Source organism: Aureispira sp. CCB-E, from assembly GCF_031326345.1.
Classification (GTDB): Bacteria; Bacteroidota; Bacteroidia; order Chitinophagales; family Saprospiraceae; genus Aureispira.
Genome location: NZ_CP133671.1, coordinates 4338921 through 4354609, shown reverse-complemented (window position 1 = coordinate 4354609; position 15689 = coordinate 4338921). Strand labels below are relative to the sequence as shown.

General features: G+C 35.9%; 13 protein-coding genes and 1 tRNA gene. 10 read left to right on the top strand and 4 right to left on the bottom strand.

Annotated elements, in window-relative coordinates; genetic code table 11:
• Nucleotides 1-190 precede the first annotated feature (190 nt).
• Nucleotides 191-2590, bottom strand: a complete 2400-nt coding sequence (locus tag QP953_RS17035; RefSeq protein WP_309552006.1) for a choice-of-anchor B family protein — start codon at nucleotides 2588-2590, stop codon at nucleotides 191-193.
• Nucleotides 2591-2823: 233 nt separating this feature from the next.
• Here QP953_RS17035 and QP953_RS17030 point away from each other — a divergent pair.
• From QP953_RS17030 to QP953_RS17015, 4 genes are all read left to right on the top strand, one after another.
• Nucleotides 2824-2896 (top strand) — tRNA-Gly (locus QP953_RS17030).
• A 255-nt stretch (nucleotides 2897-3151) separates the two neighbouring features.
• Nucleotides 3152-4573, top strand: a complete 1422-nt coding sequence (locus QP953_RS17025) for an L-serine ammonia-lyase (RefSeq protein WP_052599606.1) — start codon at nucleotides 3152-3154, stop codon at nucleotides 4571-4573.
• A gap of 396 nt (nucleotides 4574-4969) precedes the next feature.
• Nucleotides 4970-5188, top strand: a complete 219-nt coding sequence (locus QP953_RS17020) for a hypothetical protein (RefSeq protein ID WP_052599609.1) — start codon at nucleotides 4970-4972, stop codon at nucleotides 5186-5188.
• Nucleotides 5189-5245: 57 nt separating this feature from the next.
• Nucleotides 5246-5746, top strand: coding sequence for a hypothetical protein (locus tag QP953_RS17015; RefSeq protein WP_052599612.1), 501 nt, complete (start codon nucleotides 5246-5248; stop codon nucleotides 5744-5746).
• A 299-nt stretch (nucleotides 5747-6045) separates the two neighbouring features.
• Here the strand turns inward: QP953_RS17015 and QP953_RS17010 are convergent, their stop codons facing one another.
• The 3 genes from QP953_RS17010 to QP953_RS17000 all read right to left on the bottom strand — a co-directional run bounded on the left by QP953_RS17010 (nucleotide 6046) and on the right by QP953_RS17000 (nucleotide 8507).
• On the bottom strand, nucleotides 6046-6552 hold the full coding sequence (locus QP953_RS17010) for a hypothetical protein (protein ID WP_309552004.1): 507 nt from the start codon (nucleotides 6550-6552) through the stop codon (nucleotides 6046-6048).
• Between the two features lie 380 nt (nucleotides 6553-6932).
• Nucleotides 6933-7652 (bottom strand): hypothetical protein, encoded by a 720-nt coding sequence (locus tag QP953_RS17005; RefSeq protein WP_309552003.1) that lies wholly within the window; start codon nucleotides 7650-7652, stop codon nucleotides 6933-6935.
• Between the two features lie 30 nt (nucleotides 7653-7682).
• Nucleotides 7683-8507: a sulfite exporter TauE/SafE family protein gene (locus tag QP953_RS17000; RefSeq protein WP_309552001.1), complete on the bottom strand. Its 825-nt coding sequence runs from the start codon at nucleotides 8505-8507 to the stop codon at nucleotides 7683-7685.
• A gap of 124 nt (nucleotides 8508-8631) precedes the next feature.
• Here QP953_RS17000 and QP953_RS16995 point away from each other — a divergent pair, with 124 nt between their 5' ends.
• The 6 genes from QP953_RS16995 (at nucleotide 8632) to prmA (ending at nucleotide 15505) form a co-directional block, all read left to right on the top strand.
• A complete protein-coding gene (locus tag QP953_RS16995; protein ID WP_309552000.1) occupies nucleotides 8632-9681 on the top strand; it encodes a glycoside hydrolase family 113 in 1050 nt (349 codons plus the stop codon).
• A gap of 107 nt (nucleotides 9682-9788) precedes the next feature.
• On the top strand, nucleotides 9789-10877 hold the full coding sequence (locus tag QP953_RS16990) for a glycoside hydrolase family 113 (RefSeq protein WP_309551999.1): 1089 nt from the start codon (nucleotides 9789-9791) through the stop codon (nucleotides 10875-10877).
• 188 nt (nucleotides 10878-11065) lie between these two features.
• Nucleotides 11066-12145 (top strand): glycoside hydrolase family 113, encoded by a 1080-nt coding sequence (locus tag QP953_RS16985; protein WP_052591971.1) that lies wholly within the window; start codon nucleotides 11066-11068, stop codon nucleotides 12143-12145.
• 149 nt (nucleotides 12146-12294) lie between these two features.
• Nucleotides 12295-13323, top strand: a complete 1029-nt coding sequence (locus tag QP953_RS16980) for a glycoside hydrolase family 113 (RefSeq protein WP_309551998.1) — start codon at nucleotides 12295-12297, stop codon at nucleotides 13321-13323.
• A gap of 304 nt (nucleotides 13324-13627) precedes the next feature.
• The gene (locus QP953_RS16975) at nucleotides 13628-14542 is read left to right on the top strand and encodes a DUF72 domain-containing protein (RefSeq protein ID WP_052591974.1); all 915 of its coding nucleotides are present in this window, start codon (nucleotides 13628-13630) and stop codon (nucleotides 14540-14542) included.
• Nucleotides 14543-14680: 138 nt separating this feature from the next.
• On the top strand, nucleotides 14681-15505 hold the full coding sequence (gene prmA, locus QP953_RS16970) for a 50S ribosomal protein L11 methyltransferase (protein WP_309551997.1): 825 nt from the start codon (nucleotides 14681-14683) through the stop codon (nucleotides 15503-15505).
• The last annotated feature ends 184 nt before the right edge of the window (nucleotides 15506-15689 follow it).

Sequence of the window (15689 nt, the reverse complement as noted above, 5' to 3'; positions counted from 1 at the left end):
TTGTTGGTAGGTCAATTAGAGAGATAAGTAGCTAAATGGATATAAGATTTAGTAGGTGTTAAGCAATAATTGATTCTGATTTTTTGATTTTATAAAATTTTAGTGAGTGATGATTAGTTATAATATAACAAGGAATGGATACAAAAGTTGGGATTTTGTATCCATTCCTTGTGTTAATAAATGAACGGTACTATGATTCTGATTTAATGACTTTGATTGTTTTGTTACCTATTTTTATAAAGTATATGCCTGCTTCCCAGTGTCTCCCTAGGTTTAACTGACTAGAGACAGGAGGCAATATTTGTCTTTCAACTATTTGTCCTAAAGTATTGTATACTTCTAATGAAATATTTTGAAGATTATTATTATCTATTTCATAATCAAGTTGAATGCTTTGTTTGAATGGGTTTGGATAATAGTTAACATTAATATCTTGAGTAGGAAGAACATGGACAGATGTCGCATTGGAGTCTGAGATTTCGAATAAATCGACAAGCGCCTCTAAAGCAGTTCCACTAGCATCATTTACTTGAAAATAAACACGCATTGTGTTAGTTAGGCTGATGTAGTCAGCAATAGAAATAGATTGCTTAGCAGACCAACTGTATTGTGGAGCAGTGCTACTAGCAAGTATAGCGGTGTCTGTACCATTGGTTATATAAACCGTAAAAGAGTCCGTTCCACTTGGAGGCCAGTTGACGTTAAAGAAATAATGGTAGTTTAGAATAGGATTTGTTATACCACTTAAATCCATGATAGGAGAAACAATCGTTGTAGCACCATTGTCTACGTCATCTGCACCATGTATGCCATTCCCATTATTACCTGTGATTAGGCAATATACTCCAATATCACCCGTTAAATCACCTTCTTCAGGAAGTACACTACCTTGCCAAGTAGACAAAGGAGCAGGGATACCGCGTTCCCATTTTCCAGAAGTAGCGTTTCCAAATTCTGACCACCTATAATCTAGAACAAATTCATCTTTATAGCCTCTTCGCAAAGGATAAACTTGGGCAGGAATCGCAGTAGAATCCAAAGCAACTAACTCAAAAAGTTTGGCATGATGCCCCCATTTTCCAGCTATAACTTTATAGTCGTTGTCGGGATAAATCGTAACACTAAAATTACCATTAGCATCTGCTGTAGTGGTATACTCATAAAGCGAACTTTGTAGGTTGACAATAGCATTTGAAAGACCAATACTAGGATTGATACTATCTACGACTTGACCTGTTAAAGTAAAGGCTGTGGCGGGAACCAACTGTACATTTTGTGTAGTTACAATTCCATTGGTTAGAGTAACCGAAATTGTCTGAGGAATATAGCCAGCTTTTTTGAATTCTACATCGTATGTTCCAGCTATTCCCATTCCAGTTTTATAGGTGCCCATGAAATCGGTCGCGTCGTTAGAATGTGTATTTAAAATTTGGACATCTACATCGAATAGAACGCTAGATGTTGCTTGATCAGTAACAATTCCTTCCAACCAGCAGGCACGTTGATAGTTGGGTTGTAGAACATGCAGTCCTGTATTAATATCAGAGACGAGTACTAAGCCAGAAGGCAAATAAGGGTAAGCACCCCAAGCACCAAAGAAACCAGTTTCAGGACTTAAGTTATAAGTATCATAGCGTCCTACCTCAATCAAGTTGTCGGGACGACTAGCGTCAATAATAATAAGACCGTCGGTATAATAAGAGGTAACTAAATAATCGTTGTACGTGTGTGTATTATGAGGAATTGTATTGGGAGTAGGCGTTCTATATCGGTCCAATTCTTTGATATTGCCTAAGTCTGAAACATTAAAAGACGCGACCCAAGCATTAGATTTTTCATCAGTGGTAAAGAGTGCATTCCCATCATCCGAAATCCATGCGTTGTGTGCAAAGTTTCGAGGTGTTGTTTGGTTGCCTAAGATGACAGGAGCGTTCTTATTACTAACATCGTATACAGAAAACGTACCATTATTAATATCAGAAGTCCAAAGCGTATCCCCTCTAGCATAGGCATCGTGCGCGTAAACAGGAGAGGTTGCACCTAATAGTATAGGGTTACCAGGAGTAGTATGTACATCCAGTATAAATGTTTCTCCTGTGCTGATATTGCTACCTGCAATGTAACAAAATCCCCCCTCGTCAATATAGAGGTTATGTGCTCTATTAAGGGTGTCTGTTGAGCTGTTGATGGTGAGTTCTGGTCTCCAAAATTGATAACTAGGGGTGCCACTTGGGAGAGGAGACAAATCTATAATTAGTAAACCATCATTTCCTTGGTCTGATGTGACGTAGGCAAAATTACCCCATGTTTTTAGATCTCGCCAAATAGAGGTGGCTCCAGGAATAAACAAAACTTCTGAAGGGGCATTAGGATTTGCCAAACTCACTATAGAAGTTCCAGTTCGAGTACCAACCAAAGCATACTCAACCCCCGTAGCATCTACATATCCCCAAATGTCGTTTAATTCTTGAGTATAGGGAAGGTTGCTAACGGAAGTTAGGTTGAAATCTGAAATTTGTGCTTGACTAGACTGAAAAGAAAATAAAATGGCAAGAAAAATTAATAAAGACGTTGTACTGTAGCTTTTCATGTAATATTAAAATTATTTGTTGCGTTTTAAAAATAAGAAAATATTAGAATACAACAAGTTAAGTTAAGTGATGTTTGTAATGTGGGGCGTTGCCTTTTGGGCAGAATCAGGAGTGTTGGTTGATGTGGTTATCTTAAATGTCGATAAAAAAATGAAAAAAATAAAAAAAATAGCTTAAAAATTTTGTCAAAAAATAAATTGTGTCTTATATTTGCACTCGCAGAAAATGATAAGCGAAAATAGCTCAGCTGGTAGAGCACAACCTTGCCAAGGTTGGGGTCGCGAGTTCGAATCTCGTTTTTCGCTCTTTTAAAGTCTTCAAGGTGTATTCTTGAAGACTTTTTTTTGTGCTTTTTTTAATTAAAAAAATATAGTGTTTTTTTTTAATTATTGTTAGTATTCTTCAATGTGGTACTTTATCTTTGAATAGAACTTTCACCAAATATCAGTTCAATGAACATCGTTAGTTGGCTACTTCTGACATAGAGGAGGACTAACATGGTTTTAGTAGACTATTTTTATTGATAACAAAACTCAATTTTATTTACTCCTTTTACTACTATGGAAGAAATTAGTGTTTTTGATATTTTTAAAATAGGAGTAGGGCCTTCGAGTTCCCATACAATGGGACCTTGGGTAGCGGCTTTATCCTTTTTAAAAAAGGTTGGTGACCGAAAAATAATTACCGTTAGTGTTAAATTGTATGGCTCCTTGGCTAAAACAGGTCAAGGTCATGGAACCGATATAGCGGTAATGTTGGGCTTGATGGGATACAACCCCAAAACAATTAAAACAAAAAAAATAGATCGATATATAGAGCAAGTGTATAAAAGCAGTCTCTTGGGAATTAATCGTTCTTATAATATCCCATTTATCCCGTTAGAAAACATTGAGTTTATTTACAAAAATCTTCCTGCGCATCCCAATGCATTAACTTTTGTCGCTGTGTTAGAGGATGAAACGAGAATGGAGGAAACCTACTATTCTATAGGAGGGGGATTTGTAACACAAGAAGGAGATCCCACTGTTCGACAAGAAAATCAAGAACCCGAAAAACCGAACTTTCCATATTTAATTCAGACGGAGAAGGATTTGTTGAAATGGGTAGGAGTAACTGGTTTGCCAATTTCTGAAATTGTCATGAAAAATGAGCTAAGTCTAAGATCTAGAAAGGAGATTAGAAAAGGAATTTTGGAAATATGGAACACTATGAAAGCTTGTATTCACAGAGGTTGTCATACTGAAGGGATTTTGCCAGGTGGTTTAGAAGTAGAGCGAAGAGCCTATCGTTTTAATAATAAATTACTAAATGGAGTACAAACAAAAGATATAGATGATTGGATTCGTTTGATTCAGGTTGTCAATCCAAGTTTTAGCAATGTAGTCAATTGGATTAGTTGTTTTGCTTTGGCTGTAAACGAAGAAAATGCTGCTTTTGGTCGTGTCGTAACAGCGCCAACCAATGGAGCGGCAGGAGTCATTCCAGCTGTACTGATGTTTTACTTGTGTTTTTATCCCAACAGAGGCAATAAGGATGTGATTCGATTTATTTTGACCGCGTCTGAAATTGGGTCATTGTTTAAAAAAGGCTCGACAATATCGGCAGCGCTTGGAGGTTGTCAGGCAGAAATAGGCGTTTCTTCTGCAATGGCAGCTGCTGGTTTGACGGAGTGCTTGGGAGGAACACCTCAGCAAGTTTTGATTGCTGCCGAAATCGCAATGGAACATCATTTGGGGTTAACTTGTGATCCAATTAGTGGTTTGGTTCAGGTGCCTTGTATTGAACGGAATACAATGGGGGCGATGAAAGCATTGACGGCTTGCCAAATAGCCTTAACTAGCGATCCTACTAAGGCAAAAGTGAGCCTAGATAGCGTTATTAAAACCATGAAAGAAACAGCTTTGGATATGAGTGATAAATATAAGGAAACGTCGGAAGGTGGTTTGGCAATCAATGTCTCCGTCCGAGTACCAGAATGTTAAGTTGCTAATAGTTGACCCAATACTAAATTAGTAAGAATATTTATATAGAAAAAAGCTAAAGCTAGTTTTATCTAAAAAGTTTGCTTTATCCCTTGTTTAAAGTTCATAACTTTTGCATATATTGCAAGGTAAGCGCAAGCAGGTTGTTGGTTATTTGAGCCAAGTAAAAAAGCTTTTAAATGAACAATTTGTTTGAAAAACTGTTATTTTACTATGTTAATTGTCTCAAAAAAGTAAAAAAAAAAAGATTTTATTTAAAATAAAATGTCTAACTTCATTGAGTGACATTTATGAGAGATTAAAACATCTTATATCCTTTGGTTGCCAAATCAAAGGAGCGTAATTGAACATTTAGAGTACTTAATTATATTTAATAATTTTAAAAAAAGTTTTTACATGAAAACGAATATATTACGTTTTTCTGCTGTTTTGCTAGCATCTGCAACTCTTTTTAGCTGTGGTGGTGGAATGTCCGCAGAAGAAATTCAAGCAGAAGCACAAAAGAAGTTTGATGAAGCTAAAGTTGAGCTACAAGAGGAGGCAGCAGCAGATTGTGAATCTAATATGGCAGCATATACAGCAGCAGCTTTAGATTCTATCAAAATGGCAAATTAGTAAGAGTACAGCTAGTTTGAATAATAATTTGAATAATCCAAAATCGAGTCTAATATTATGAAAAAAACAAGATTATATAAGGTGGGTGCATTGTGTCTTACATTTTTAGGCGCTGGTGCATTTATGGCATTTGATGATGCTCAAACAGATGAACAAAAAGTAGAAACAGCTTACCAACAATTGGTAACAGATTTTAAAATGGAGCAAGAGCAACTTTGTAAAGCACAGGCTTTGGCTGCAGCACAAGCTCACTGGACAGAATTGCAAAATGCAGGAGCTGAAGCTTCGGAAGGTGGCAATACTGTTGTGACAACAACAACTACAGGTGGTGGAAGTTCTCAAGGTGGAACAACAACTACAACAACAACTACCACAGGGGGCAATGATGAGCCAACTACTACTACTAAGCCAACCCCAACAACTGGAAAGAAAGGAAAAATGAGTGGTGAAAAAGATGCTTCAGTTGACGGTAAAAAAGGAAAAATGAGTGGCGATAGTAAATCTGGAGAAGGTACCACTTCTACAGACAAAAAGAAAAGCAAAATGGGCGGTAAATAAATTATTGTAATGGCATAATTTATTCGCTTAATGATAATGGCAGGATAGGTTCCAATGGAACTTATTCTGCTTTTTATTTTTGGGGTTATCAGGAGTTGTTTTGTGCAACAGAAACAAAAGTCTGGGCAGAGTAAAAGCGTAAATCTTGGTTTTTGTTCTTGGGGCAAGCCAAGAATCTATTGTTGACATAGATTAGAAAGAAAATGAAATGGAACAAAATAAAAAACTGATTACACGCTGCCGTGTAACCAGTCTTTATTTGAGATTTAACTCTATAAGTTAAATGCAACAGTATCTTATTATTTTACCCAAGTAGACATACATGTATCTCTCTTGATGTTGTTTGCATCTGTTTCATCAGAAACAACATACTTTATAGTAATAGTGTTTCCACTAATGCTACCAGTACCTACAGACTCTACAAAGAATTTGTCATTGTCTGGCTCTTGACGAGAAATACTGAATTCTGTAGAAGAAGAAACATCTGCAACTACTACGTTTGTAAATTGATCCCAGAAATTAGTAACATTAAACTTCTTGATGTTAGAACTTGTATTGGTTGTAGTTACTGTGTAACTAGCAGTACCAGAAGTGCTACAACTATCAGAAACAACCCAGCTACCGATGAATTTAGCACGCATTTCTGTGTTACAAAGCCCAGCAGCATCTTGCTCGTATCCTTCTGTACAAACACAAATACCTTCTGTACAAGTACCTTGGTCACCACAAACTACGTCTTTACATGGATCATTCTCACATGAAATAACGAAAATAGCAGCTAAAAATAAAATGATTAAGTTTTTCATAATGTCATTAAAAGTTTAAACTAAATAAAAAAAAGCGTTAAAATATATTTGTTCGTATAGGCAGTAATTACCTAATTCAAAGGTTTCACAAATATCTTGCTAAAATACAATTCTCATGGGAATTTTATAATTTTTACTACATATATATAGTCCTTAATTAAAAATATATTGATAATATTATTGGGGAACTAAAAAAAGGACAAGATAGGAGGCTAATAGTTTCTACTATATATAAACTTGATTTATGATTTATTGTTCTAAGAAACAAAAAAAAAATCTTTAAAAAAAAGAAAAAAACTTCTGTTGTTGTTCTTCTTGGATTGGCTTTTTACGATTTAATCTCTGTTTATCTGCAACCCATCTCATTGGTGGTCGATTTGTTATTCATCAATCAAAGCCAAACGTTCGTCTAAGAATTGCCAAAAGGGATGATAGGCTTGAAGAATACCTTTATCATGGTCATAAGTAATTGGATTAGGCAAAACGAGTTCGTTTGCCTTAATGCATTGTCTTGCCTTGCTTACAAAATCGAAAAAGCTCCAATAAAAAATACCATCCACTTTTATTTTGCTTAGTTCATCGAAGGGCAATACAGATTCTCTATATAGTTCGCCAAAGCCGTTATGTACTTGGTAAAATAGACCTAAGTTATGTTGATACTTTTGGCTGATGCTGCGGCGCTCGAATTCAGCAGCCTCATCTATTGGTGCGCCTCCATTGTAAAAGAGATAAAAAGGAGTTCCATTGTCCATTAATGCTTCAATCAAATAAATTAGTTGCCAATTTTTATGCTGTTCAATTGTCAAAATATACTTGCAACGTGCTTTAAAAAGATCTAAAAACTGTGGTAACAACTTGTCTAGGGGAGACCAAATTTTTGTAACAGCTGAAGCAGGGCTATCGTGTTTGTATTGAAACCATGGGCAAGTTTCGTCTTTTACGTCTTCTAAAAAGGAACAGTTGCCAAGGTTTTCTTTTTGTAATAAATATAGAACACCTGCTTTTCCATGTTTTTGGATGATTTTTGTTTTTTGGTCAATCAAAGCTCTGAATTTTTTTGCTTTCAAAGCTTCATCGTATAAAAGCCCTAAGTTTTGCATGATGGTAGCTGAGTTGCAATTAAGAATAATTTATAGAATCGTGTTGATACTTTTAACAATGAGTAATACTCCAGAAAAAAGCATGAGTCCATAAACATATTTATTGAATTTTTGGGGACTCTTAATAGACTGGTTAATTTTTTTTCCAATAGGTATGGCCAAAAGCATTGATGGAAGTGCAATTAAGTAATAAAGTACAATATTAGGATTATCATAAGATCGAATATAAACATGGCTGCTGATAACAATACAATTTACATATAAAAAATAAGCTTGCAAAGTAACTCTAAATATATTGGGTTGCCACTGTCGTAGGGCTGCATAAATAACTGCTGGTGGACCAGAAATATTACATATTCCTGCAAACAACCCAGAAAGTCCTCCAAAAATAGGAGCTGTTTTATTATCATTGAGTTTGGGTAATACAGGCGTTTTTAGATTGTAGATAGAAAAAATAACAATAAAAATGCCTAAAATCAATTTCATAATCATTTCTGGACCATATTTATTCAAATAAACGCCAATTGGAATAATTAATGTGGCAGCTAAAGCTAGCGGAATAACACTTTTGAATTGCACATTCTTTCTGCCCTGAAAAACGATAAGAATTCCTGAAGTGAGAAATAGGAGAGGAATTAAGGGACCAAGTGTATTGAGTCCAAAAAAGAGAGAAAGCAAAGGAACTGTTGTTAAAGCAAAACCAAAACCAAAAGTAGAATTTACCAAACTACCCAAAAAAATAATTACAACTAAATACGTTGTTGTTCCCATTTTATGTTGTATAATGAAGCGATTAAAATTGATGTATTTTGGGTTGCTAAAGTAATACCTTCTTGTGAAGAATTGCTTTTGCAATGAAAATATTTTAAATCTCTATAGAATTACTAGAAAGAGGACACATAAAAATAAAAGCCCCCATCTTGTATCATTTCTCAGGCTTCGGTTGTAAGCCTTATGTAACTTTCTTAATTCTAATATTATGTATAATAGATTATTTTTGAGTTCTATCTTTCTATTCGTAATAAGTACAATAGGCTGCCGACCTGTCGATACTTGTGAAGCTCCTGTTCAGAAAGGCTTACTAAAAGCTAAAGTTTGTGGTATGTCCTTAACTGCTCCACGCAACCCGTTTGTTCAAGACCCGATGGAAGAGATGAATGCTTTAGGTATTAACTGGGTAGCTTTATTACCCTTTGGTTTTTTTGACCAAAGTAATGCAACGATTTCATTTGACACGACTGGAACCGCCGGTGGGTGGTGGGGAGAAACTAAAGTGGGGATAACGACCAGTCATAATTTGGCGGTTGCACAAGGAATGAAAACAATGCTGAAACCACAGCTTTGGTCTTGGCAGGGGTGGATTGGGGATATGGAGTACCCAACACAACAGGAATGGGATCAATTTCACGCAGATTATACAAGTTTTATCTGTTATTGGGCGGGCATTGCTGAAGACTTAGAGGTAGATATTTTTTGCATAGGAACAGAGATCAAGGAATCCGCAATGAATCATCCAACTTATTGGAATAATTTAATTGATTCTATCCGCCAAATATATAGTGGTCCGATTACTTATGCTCCTAATTGGGATGAATACGACCAAATTACATTTTGGGACAAATTAGATTATATAGGTGTAGATGCTTATTTCTCATTGTTGCCAGATGCTACTCCCAAGGTTTGTGATTTAAAAACAGCATGGGAACCAACGTTTGAACGTTTAAAAACGTTTTCAACAAAGTGGAATAAGCCTATTTTATTTACAGAGTGGGGCTATCTAAGTTTGGATGGCTGTGCTTATAAAACTTGGGAGTTGGAAAAGAATCGGAGTAGTGCTGCTATTAACGAACAGGCACAGGCAAATGCCGCTCAAGCGTTGCTGGAGATATTTGGAAAGGAAGATTGGTGGGCAGGTGGTTTTCAATGGAAGTGGTATGCAGATTTGGCTGCTAGTTCGCAAGATCGCTCGGATGATTACACACCTCAGGGTAAGATGACAGAAGAGGTTTTGAAAGGACTTTATCAATAAGTTGCGATTTATTTTGAAATTTTGTTAAGTAGTTAATGTGGAACAACATTGCACTCAATCAATGTAAGAATGTCCATTTTGAAAAGAGAATAAAAAGAGCAGATTAGATGCGTTATTTAATATTAGGAGGGCTGTTTTTAATTGGCTTAACATTAGGTGCTTTGTCTACTCTAGATAAAGAAACTGAAGTGTTATCCGTAGATACCTTTGCCCAAGAAAATTGTGATGCCGCAATACAATCAGGGTTGTTGTCAAACAAAATAAAAGGCATGTCGTTTGTAGCTCCACCTAATCCTTTTCCAAATGACCCCTTATTACCACTAAAAGCGCTGGGAACAGACTGGGTGGCGGTATTGCCTTATGCATATTTCAAAAAGAATGAGCCTGAAATACATGGTTTTTCCAATGGAGGTTGGTGGGGAGAGCGTCCTGAGGGTATTTGCACAACCGTAAATCATGCACACGATAAAGGAATTAAAGTGATGCTTAAACCTCAACTTTGGACGCACGATCAGTGGATTGGAGAACTGAAATTCGACACAGAAAAAGATTGGAAGAAATTTGAAAAAAATTATGCCACCTTTATCTTGAAATGGGCAGCTATAGCTGATAGTATGGAAATGGATATGTTGTGTATAGGAACTGAAATTCGCCATTCTGCGGAACAACGACCAAAGTACTGGCGTCAATTAATCCAATCGATTAGAAAAGTATATAATGGTAAGTTAACTTACGCTCCAAATTGGGATGATTATGATAAAATTACCTTTTGGGATGCTTTGGATTATATCGGTGTAAATGCCTATTTTCCACTTTCTTTTGAAAAAACACCTACTGTTTGTGATTTAAAAGAGGCTTGGGAACCTATTGTAACTAAATTAGAAGGGTATGCAAAAAAGTGGAACAAGCCAATTTTGTTTACTGAATTTGGGTATTTGAGTTTGGATGGTTGTGCAGGGAAAACTTGGGTGTTGGAGAAAAACAGAGCATCAGCTGGCATTAATGAACAAGCACAGGCAAATGCCATTCAGGCTTTGTTGGAAGTCTTTGCAGGCAAAGATTGGTGGGCAGGTGGTTTTTTATGGAAATGGTATCCCAATTATTCGAGTTCGATGGGAGAAGGGAAGCGGGCAAGAGACTATACGCCTCGAGGTAAATTGGCAGAAACTTTGTTGCAAAAAATGTACTCAGACTAATGTCAATTATTAAAGTTGTAAAAAAAAATATTTATTATTTCAATAATCCCTATTTTACGATGTGACCTTAATCACAAGTTTTAAAGTAATTTTATTTTTTCTGTCCTACATTCAAAATTTTTCATAGAAAAACGAACGGTGATGCATCCGTTTGGTTTAAATTACAAAAGTATAAACCTATTAAAACCATGAAAAAAACATTGGTGTTTCAATTTTTGAAGAAAATGAGTATTCTATTCTCTATTTTTGGACTATCAAGTTGTACGGCAGATAAATTACCTTGCGAGGTTCCAGTGACAAAAGGGCTTATGACTGACAAAATAAGAGGAATGTCAGTAGTAGCAGCAGAAAGCCCTATAGATGGAACGCCTATAAAAAACCTAAATAGCATAGGAGTCAATTGGGTGGCTGCCATGCCTTATGCTTATTACGAGGTAAATAACCCTAGAATTGATAGCGTATCTGTTTGCCCGTTGCCTGATTGCCCACATGGACCAAGTTCTAAACAAGCTGTTATAGAGTTGATTCAGCGTTCCAAACAAAGAGGTTTGAAGGTAATGTTAAAGCCTCAACTTTGGGCGGCAACAGAATGGATTGGAGACATGGAATTTGATACAGAATCAAAATGGGATCAATTTGAAATTAACTATACAAACTTAGTTTTGGAGTGGGCTCAAATAGCAAATAATATGGATGTTGATCTATTGTGCATTGGAACCGAAATTGCAAAATTTGTTTTACAACGCCCTAATTATTGGAGAAATTTGATTGCGCAAGTTCGACAAATTTACGATGGACCTTTAACGTATGCAGCTAATTGGGATGATTATCAGGATGTTTCTTTTTGGGATTTACTAGATTATGTAGGTGTGGATGCTTATTTCCCATTGATCCCAGAAGCAACCCCACCTGTTTGCGATTTAATGAATGCTTGGGGATCCTATGAACAAGAACTTTCGGTTTATTCTGCACAAATAAATAAGCCAATTTTATTTACAGAATTTGGATATTTAAGCGTTAGTAGTTGTGCTTATAATACTTGGGAATTAGAGGGGAAAATGTCTTCTAACGAGATTAACGAACAAGCGCAAGCAAATGCTTTGCATGCTTTGATAGAGGTATTTGGTTCTAAGGCATGGTGGGCAGGTGGTTTTCAGTGGAAATGGTATGCCGATGCAGTCAGTGCTTCTTGTGAAGAAGATTTGGCAAAAGATTATACACCTGAAGGAAAAATGGGAGCAGATATGTTGCAGCAATTGTACCAATAATAGTAGCAGCGAACCGAGCACAGCGAGCTCACGACCGTCGGGAGTAACAAAGCTAACTATTGATCCATAAGGAAGATCAAATTTATTTTTAGAATACCAGAACTAGAACATTCTAAAGTAGCAATTTGAAACAAATTTTTATCATATTGATGCTAATTAATTTAGCAGCTTGTTGGGTTTACCCGAATCGACAAGCACCTGTTATGAAAGGGCTTTTGAAAGGAAAAATAAATGGAATGGCAATAATGGCTCCGCCAAATCCTTTTAAAGAGAATCCTATGCCTATCATAGAATCAATTGGTGTTAATTACGTTAGTATTCAGCCTTTTGCTTTTTTTAATAAAGATCAGCCAACGATTGAGTACGGTGGTTATTTGTGGTGGGGTGAAAAAAAAGAAGGATTAATTCAATCGATCCAATTGGCAAAAAAAGAAAATTTAGCAGTCCTTCTAAAACCGCAGTTATGGGCTTATAATCAGTGGATTGGAGATTTAGAATTTGACAATGAAGCAGATTGGCTGTTGTTCGAAAACAATTACCGTAATTATATCTTACCCATGGCAAAGCTAGCCGATAGCATGAAGGTAGAGTTGTTTGCAGTAGGTACCGAGGTAAAACTATCCGCTATTCAGCGACCTGAATTTTGGAGAGGTTTGATTCAAGACATTCGAACAATTTACTCTGGAAAGTTAGTTTATGCATCTAATTGGGATGCTTATTCATCCGTAAGTTTTTGGGATGCTCTAGACTATGTTGGGATAGATGCCTATTTTCCTTTAATCAAAAAAAAGCGCCCCAATGTAACGGAATTGAAACGGGCATGGGAGCCAACTATAGATAGTATGGAAGCTTTTTATAATATTTGGCAACGCCCCATCTTGTTTACAGAGTTTGGTTATATGAGTTTGGAAGGCTGTGCTTATAAAGCTTGGTTATTAGAAAAAAAGCAAGCAGAGGCAAAGTTAAGTGAGCAAGCACAGGCGAATGCCTTGCAAGCGTTGTTAGAAGTTTTTGGTCAAAAATCTTGGTGGGCAGGTGGTTTTCAATGGAAGTGGTATGCCGATATATCATCCGTTTTGAAAAAATCTGAAATAGAGCGAGACTATACTCCCCAAGGGAAAAAAGCATTAAAAGTGTTGAAGGAGTTGTATGGAAAGAGAGAAGAAGCGAGTCAATAAACTATCGAATATAGTTTAATAAAGATGCCTTGAACTAAAGAAAAATCAACAAACTATTCCTATACAATCAATCAAAACCTATTCCGTATTGTTTTTGTTTTTATAACTAAGTGGTCAGAAAAATAATAGCACCTTGTACTATTATTGGTTGATGCGGAGCTCTGCTTGTTGGGACAAAGTACTTTAATAAGCATTTTACGCTCGAAAAGAAAAGAAATAGTTAATACTTGAAGGTTTCTGCATGAATTTTAATTCTAAATGATTAGATTACATTTTTCCTGCTAGGCTTCTTAATTATGAATCAATGGAATTTGGAAAGTTAAAAGATATCAGTAAGGTAGATTTTTCTATGGGAACCGTACATCCCAATACTACAAAATTATTAAAACGATTACCTGCAACAAGTGAAAAAACGAATTTCTATTTTGGTTGTACAGGTTGGGGAATGAAAGAATGGTTGGGTAAATATTATCCGCAAAAAGCGAAGACCAAAGAATATTTGTACCATTACTCCAGACAGTTCTCTACCATAGAACTGAATACAACGCATTATCGAATTCCCACTGCTCAAACCATTCAAAATTGGTACGATCTATCTGCAAAAGATTTTAAGTTTGCACCCAAAATTCCTCAATCTATTAGCCATAGCAACGATTTGGGGGCTTATGGAAATCAAATTGATCTATTTTGTGCCTCCATTACAGGTTTGAAGGAAAAATTGGGGACTTCTTTTATGCAATTGCCACCTAATTTTGGTCCTAATCGAATGGCAATTTTAGAGCAGTTTTTATCTAAGTTTCCTACAGATGAAGTGCCTCTTGCCATAGAAGTACGTGCAGAGAACTGGTTTAAAGACGAGCACTATTTTCAATTATTACTCAATTTATTAGCTAGTCACGATGTAGGAACGGTAATAACAGATGTTGCGGGCAGAAGAGATGTCTTGCATCTGGGCTTGACGACACCTAGTGCAATGATACGTTTTGTGGGCAATGGTTTGCATCCTACAGATTATGAACGAGTGGACGAGTGGATTGATTTATTAGTGGATTGGATGAAACAAGGATTAAGAGAAATTTACTTCTTTTCTCATCAACCAGACAATATTTTATCTCCAGAGATGTGTATTTACCTGATAGAACAATTGGAAAGAAAGAGCGATTTGCGTTTTTCTATAAAAACAAAGCCTATTGATGATGGTCAGATGACTTTGTTTTAGTATTTTGACAGAATGGAAAGCAAATCAATCCCACAACGTAAAAGTTCTAATATTATTATAACAAGAAGCAAGAATTATTTAAAATAAACTCTTTTTGCTGATTACTAACTATAAAAAAACAGTATAGAAACGTAGACAATGAATTATTTGAAATTGACAATAGAAACAGAGGATGTAAGTATCAATGATATTTTGGTAGCACGCTTAGCAGATTATGATTTCAATGGGTTTAGTGAGGAAGACGAAAACTTAGTGGCGTATATTGAGGAAGCAGCTTGTAGCAAGGAACTAGAAGCGGATTTGAATGCTTTGACTGCAAAATATAACTTAACTATTAGTCGAACGATTTTGGAAGATCAAAATTGGAATGCAAAGTGGGAGTCGGATTATGAACCTGTTTTAGTAGACGATTTTTGTGCTGTTAGAGCTACTTTTCATGAACCGATTGAGACGGTAGAACATGAAATTATTGTAACACCTAAAATGTCTTTTGGAACAGGACACCATGCTACAACTTATATGATGATGAAACAAATGCAAGATTTGAAGTTTGAAGATTGTATGGTGTTTGATTACGGTTGTGGAACAGGTGTTTTGGCTATTTTAGCTCAAAAATTAGGTGCTAAGGAATCGGATGCTATTGATATTGATTCTTGGGCATATGAAAATACCGTAGAGAATGTTGAGATCAATGCTTGCACCGATCAGATCAATGTCTATTGTGGAGAAATTGATGCAGCACCACTCAAAAAATACGATGTGATTCTAGCGAATATCAATAGAAATGTGATTTTAAACACAATGGATGAAATGGTAAGTCGTTTAAAGGAAGGAGGACATCTGTTGACTTCTGGTTTTTTGGAAGCAGATGTTGCCTTAGTTTTGGAGGCTGCCGCCAAACATGGATTAAAGTTAGTTCGCAAATTAGAAAGAGAACAATGGCGCTGCTTAATGTTGTCATAATGTTAATGCTTAAAATAACTTGCTAAAAGTCCTTATTTTTATAAAAGCATGACGACAAATAACCTTATACAATGATTTTAGACTAAAGTTAAAGAGTTTTGTTTTACGGTTCATCAGATTAGTAGTTCGTTCTACTACTACTGTATGATATTTTATGAACAGCTCCTACTAGTTTAGTTTGGCG

What these genes read in the sequence shown, in the direction of transcription:
- QP953_RS17035 (WP_309552006.1), bottom strand. Translation starts at nt 2,590, where the DNA reads ATGAAAAGCTACAGTACAACGTCTTTATTAATTTTTCTTGCCATTTTA.
- QP953_RS17025 (WP_052599606.1), top strand. Translation starts at nt 3,152, where the DNA reads ATGGAAGAAATTAGTGTTTTTGATATTTTTAAAATAGGAGTAGGGCCT.
- QP953_RS17020 (WP_052599609.1), top strand. Translation starts at nt 4,970, where the DNA reads ATGAAAACGAATATATTACGTTTTTCTGCTGTTTTGCTAGCATCTGCA.
- QP953_RS17015 (WP_052599612.1), top strand. Translation starts at nt 5,246, where the DNA reads ATGAAAAAAACAAGATTATATAAGGTGGGTGCATTGTGTCTTACATTT.
- QP953_RS17010 (WP_309552004.1), bottom strand. Translation starts at nt 6,552, where the DNA reads ATGAAAAACTTAATCATTTTATTTTTAGCTGCTATTTTCGTTATTTCA.
- QP953_RS17005 (WP_309552003.1), bottom strand. Translation starts at nt 7,652, where the DNA reads ATGCAAAACTTAGGGCTTTTATACGATGAAGCTTTGAAAGCAAAAAAA.
- QP953_RS16995 (WP_309552000.1), top strand. Translation starts at nt 8,632, where the DNA reads ATGTATAATAGATTATTTTTGAGTTCTATCTTTCTATTCGTAATAAGT.
- QP953_RS16990 (WP_309551999.1), top strand. Translation starts at nt 9,789, where the DNA reads ATGCGTTATTTAATATTAGGAGGGCTGTTTTTAATTGGCTTAACATTA.
- QP953_RS16985 (WP_052591971.1), top strand. Translation starts at nt 11,066, where the DNA reads ATGAAAAAAACATTGGTGTTTCAATTTTTGAAGAAAATGAGTATTCTA.
- QP953_RS16980 (WP_309551998.1), top strand. Translation starts at nt 12,295, where the DNA reads ATGCTAATTAATTTAGCAGCTTGTTGGGTTTACCCGAATCGACAAGCA.
- QP953_RS16975 (WP_052591974.1), top strand. Translation starts at nt 13,628, where the DNA reads ATGGAATTTGGAAAGTTAAAAGATATCAGTAAGGTAGATTTTTCTATG.
- prmA (WP_309551997.1), top strand. Translation starts at nt 14,681, where the DNA reads ATGAATTATTTGAAATTGACAATAGAAACAGAGGATGTAAGTATCAAT.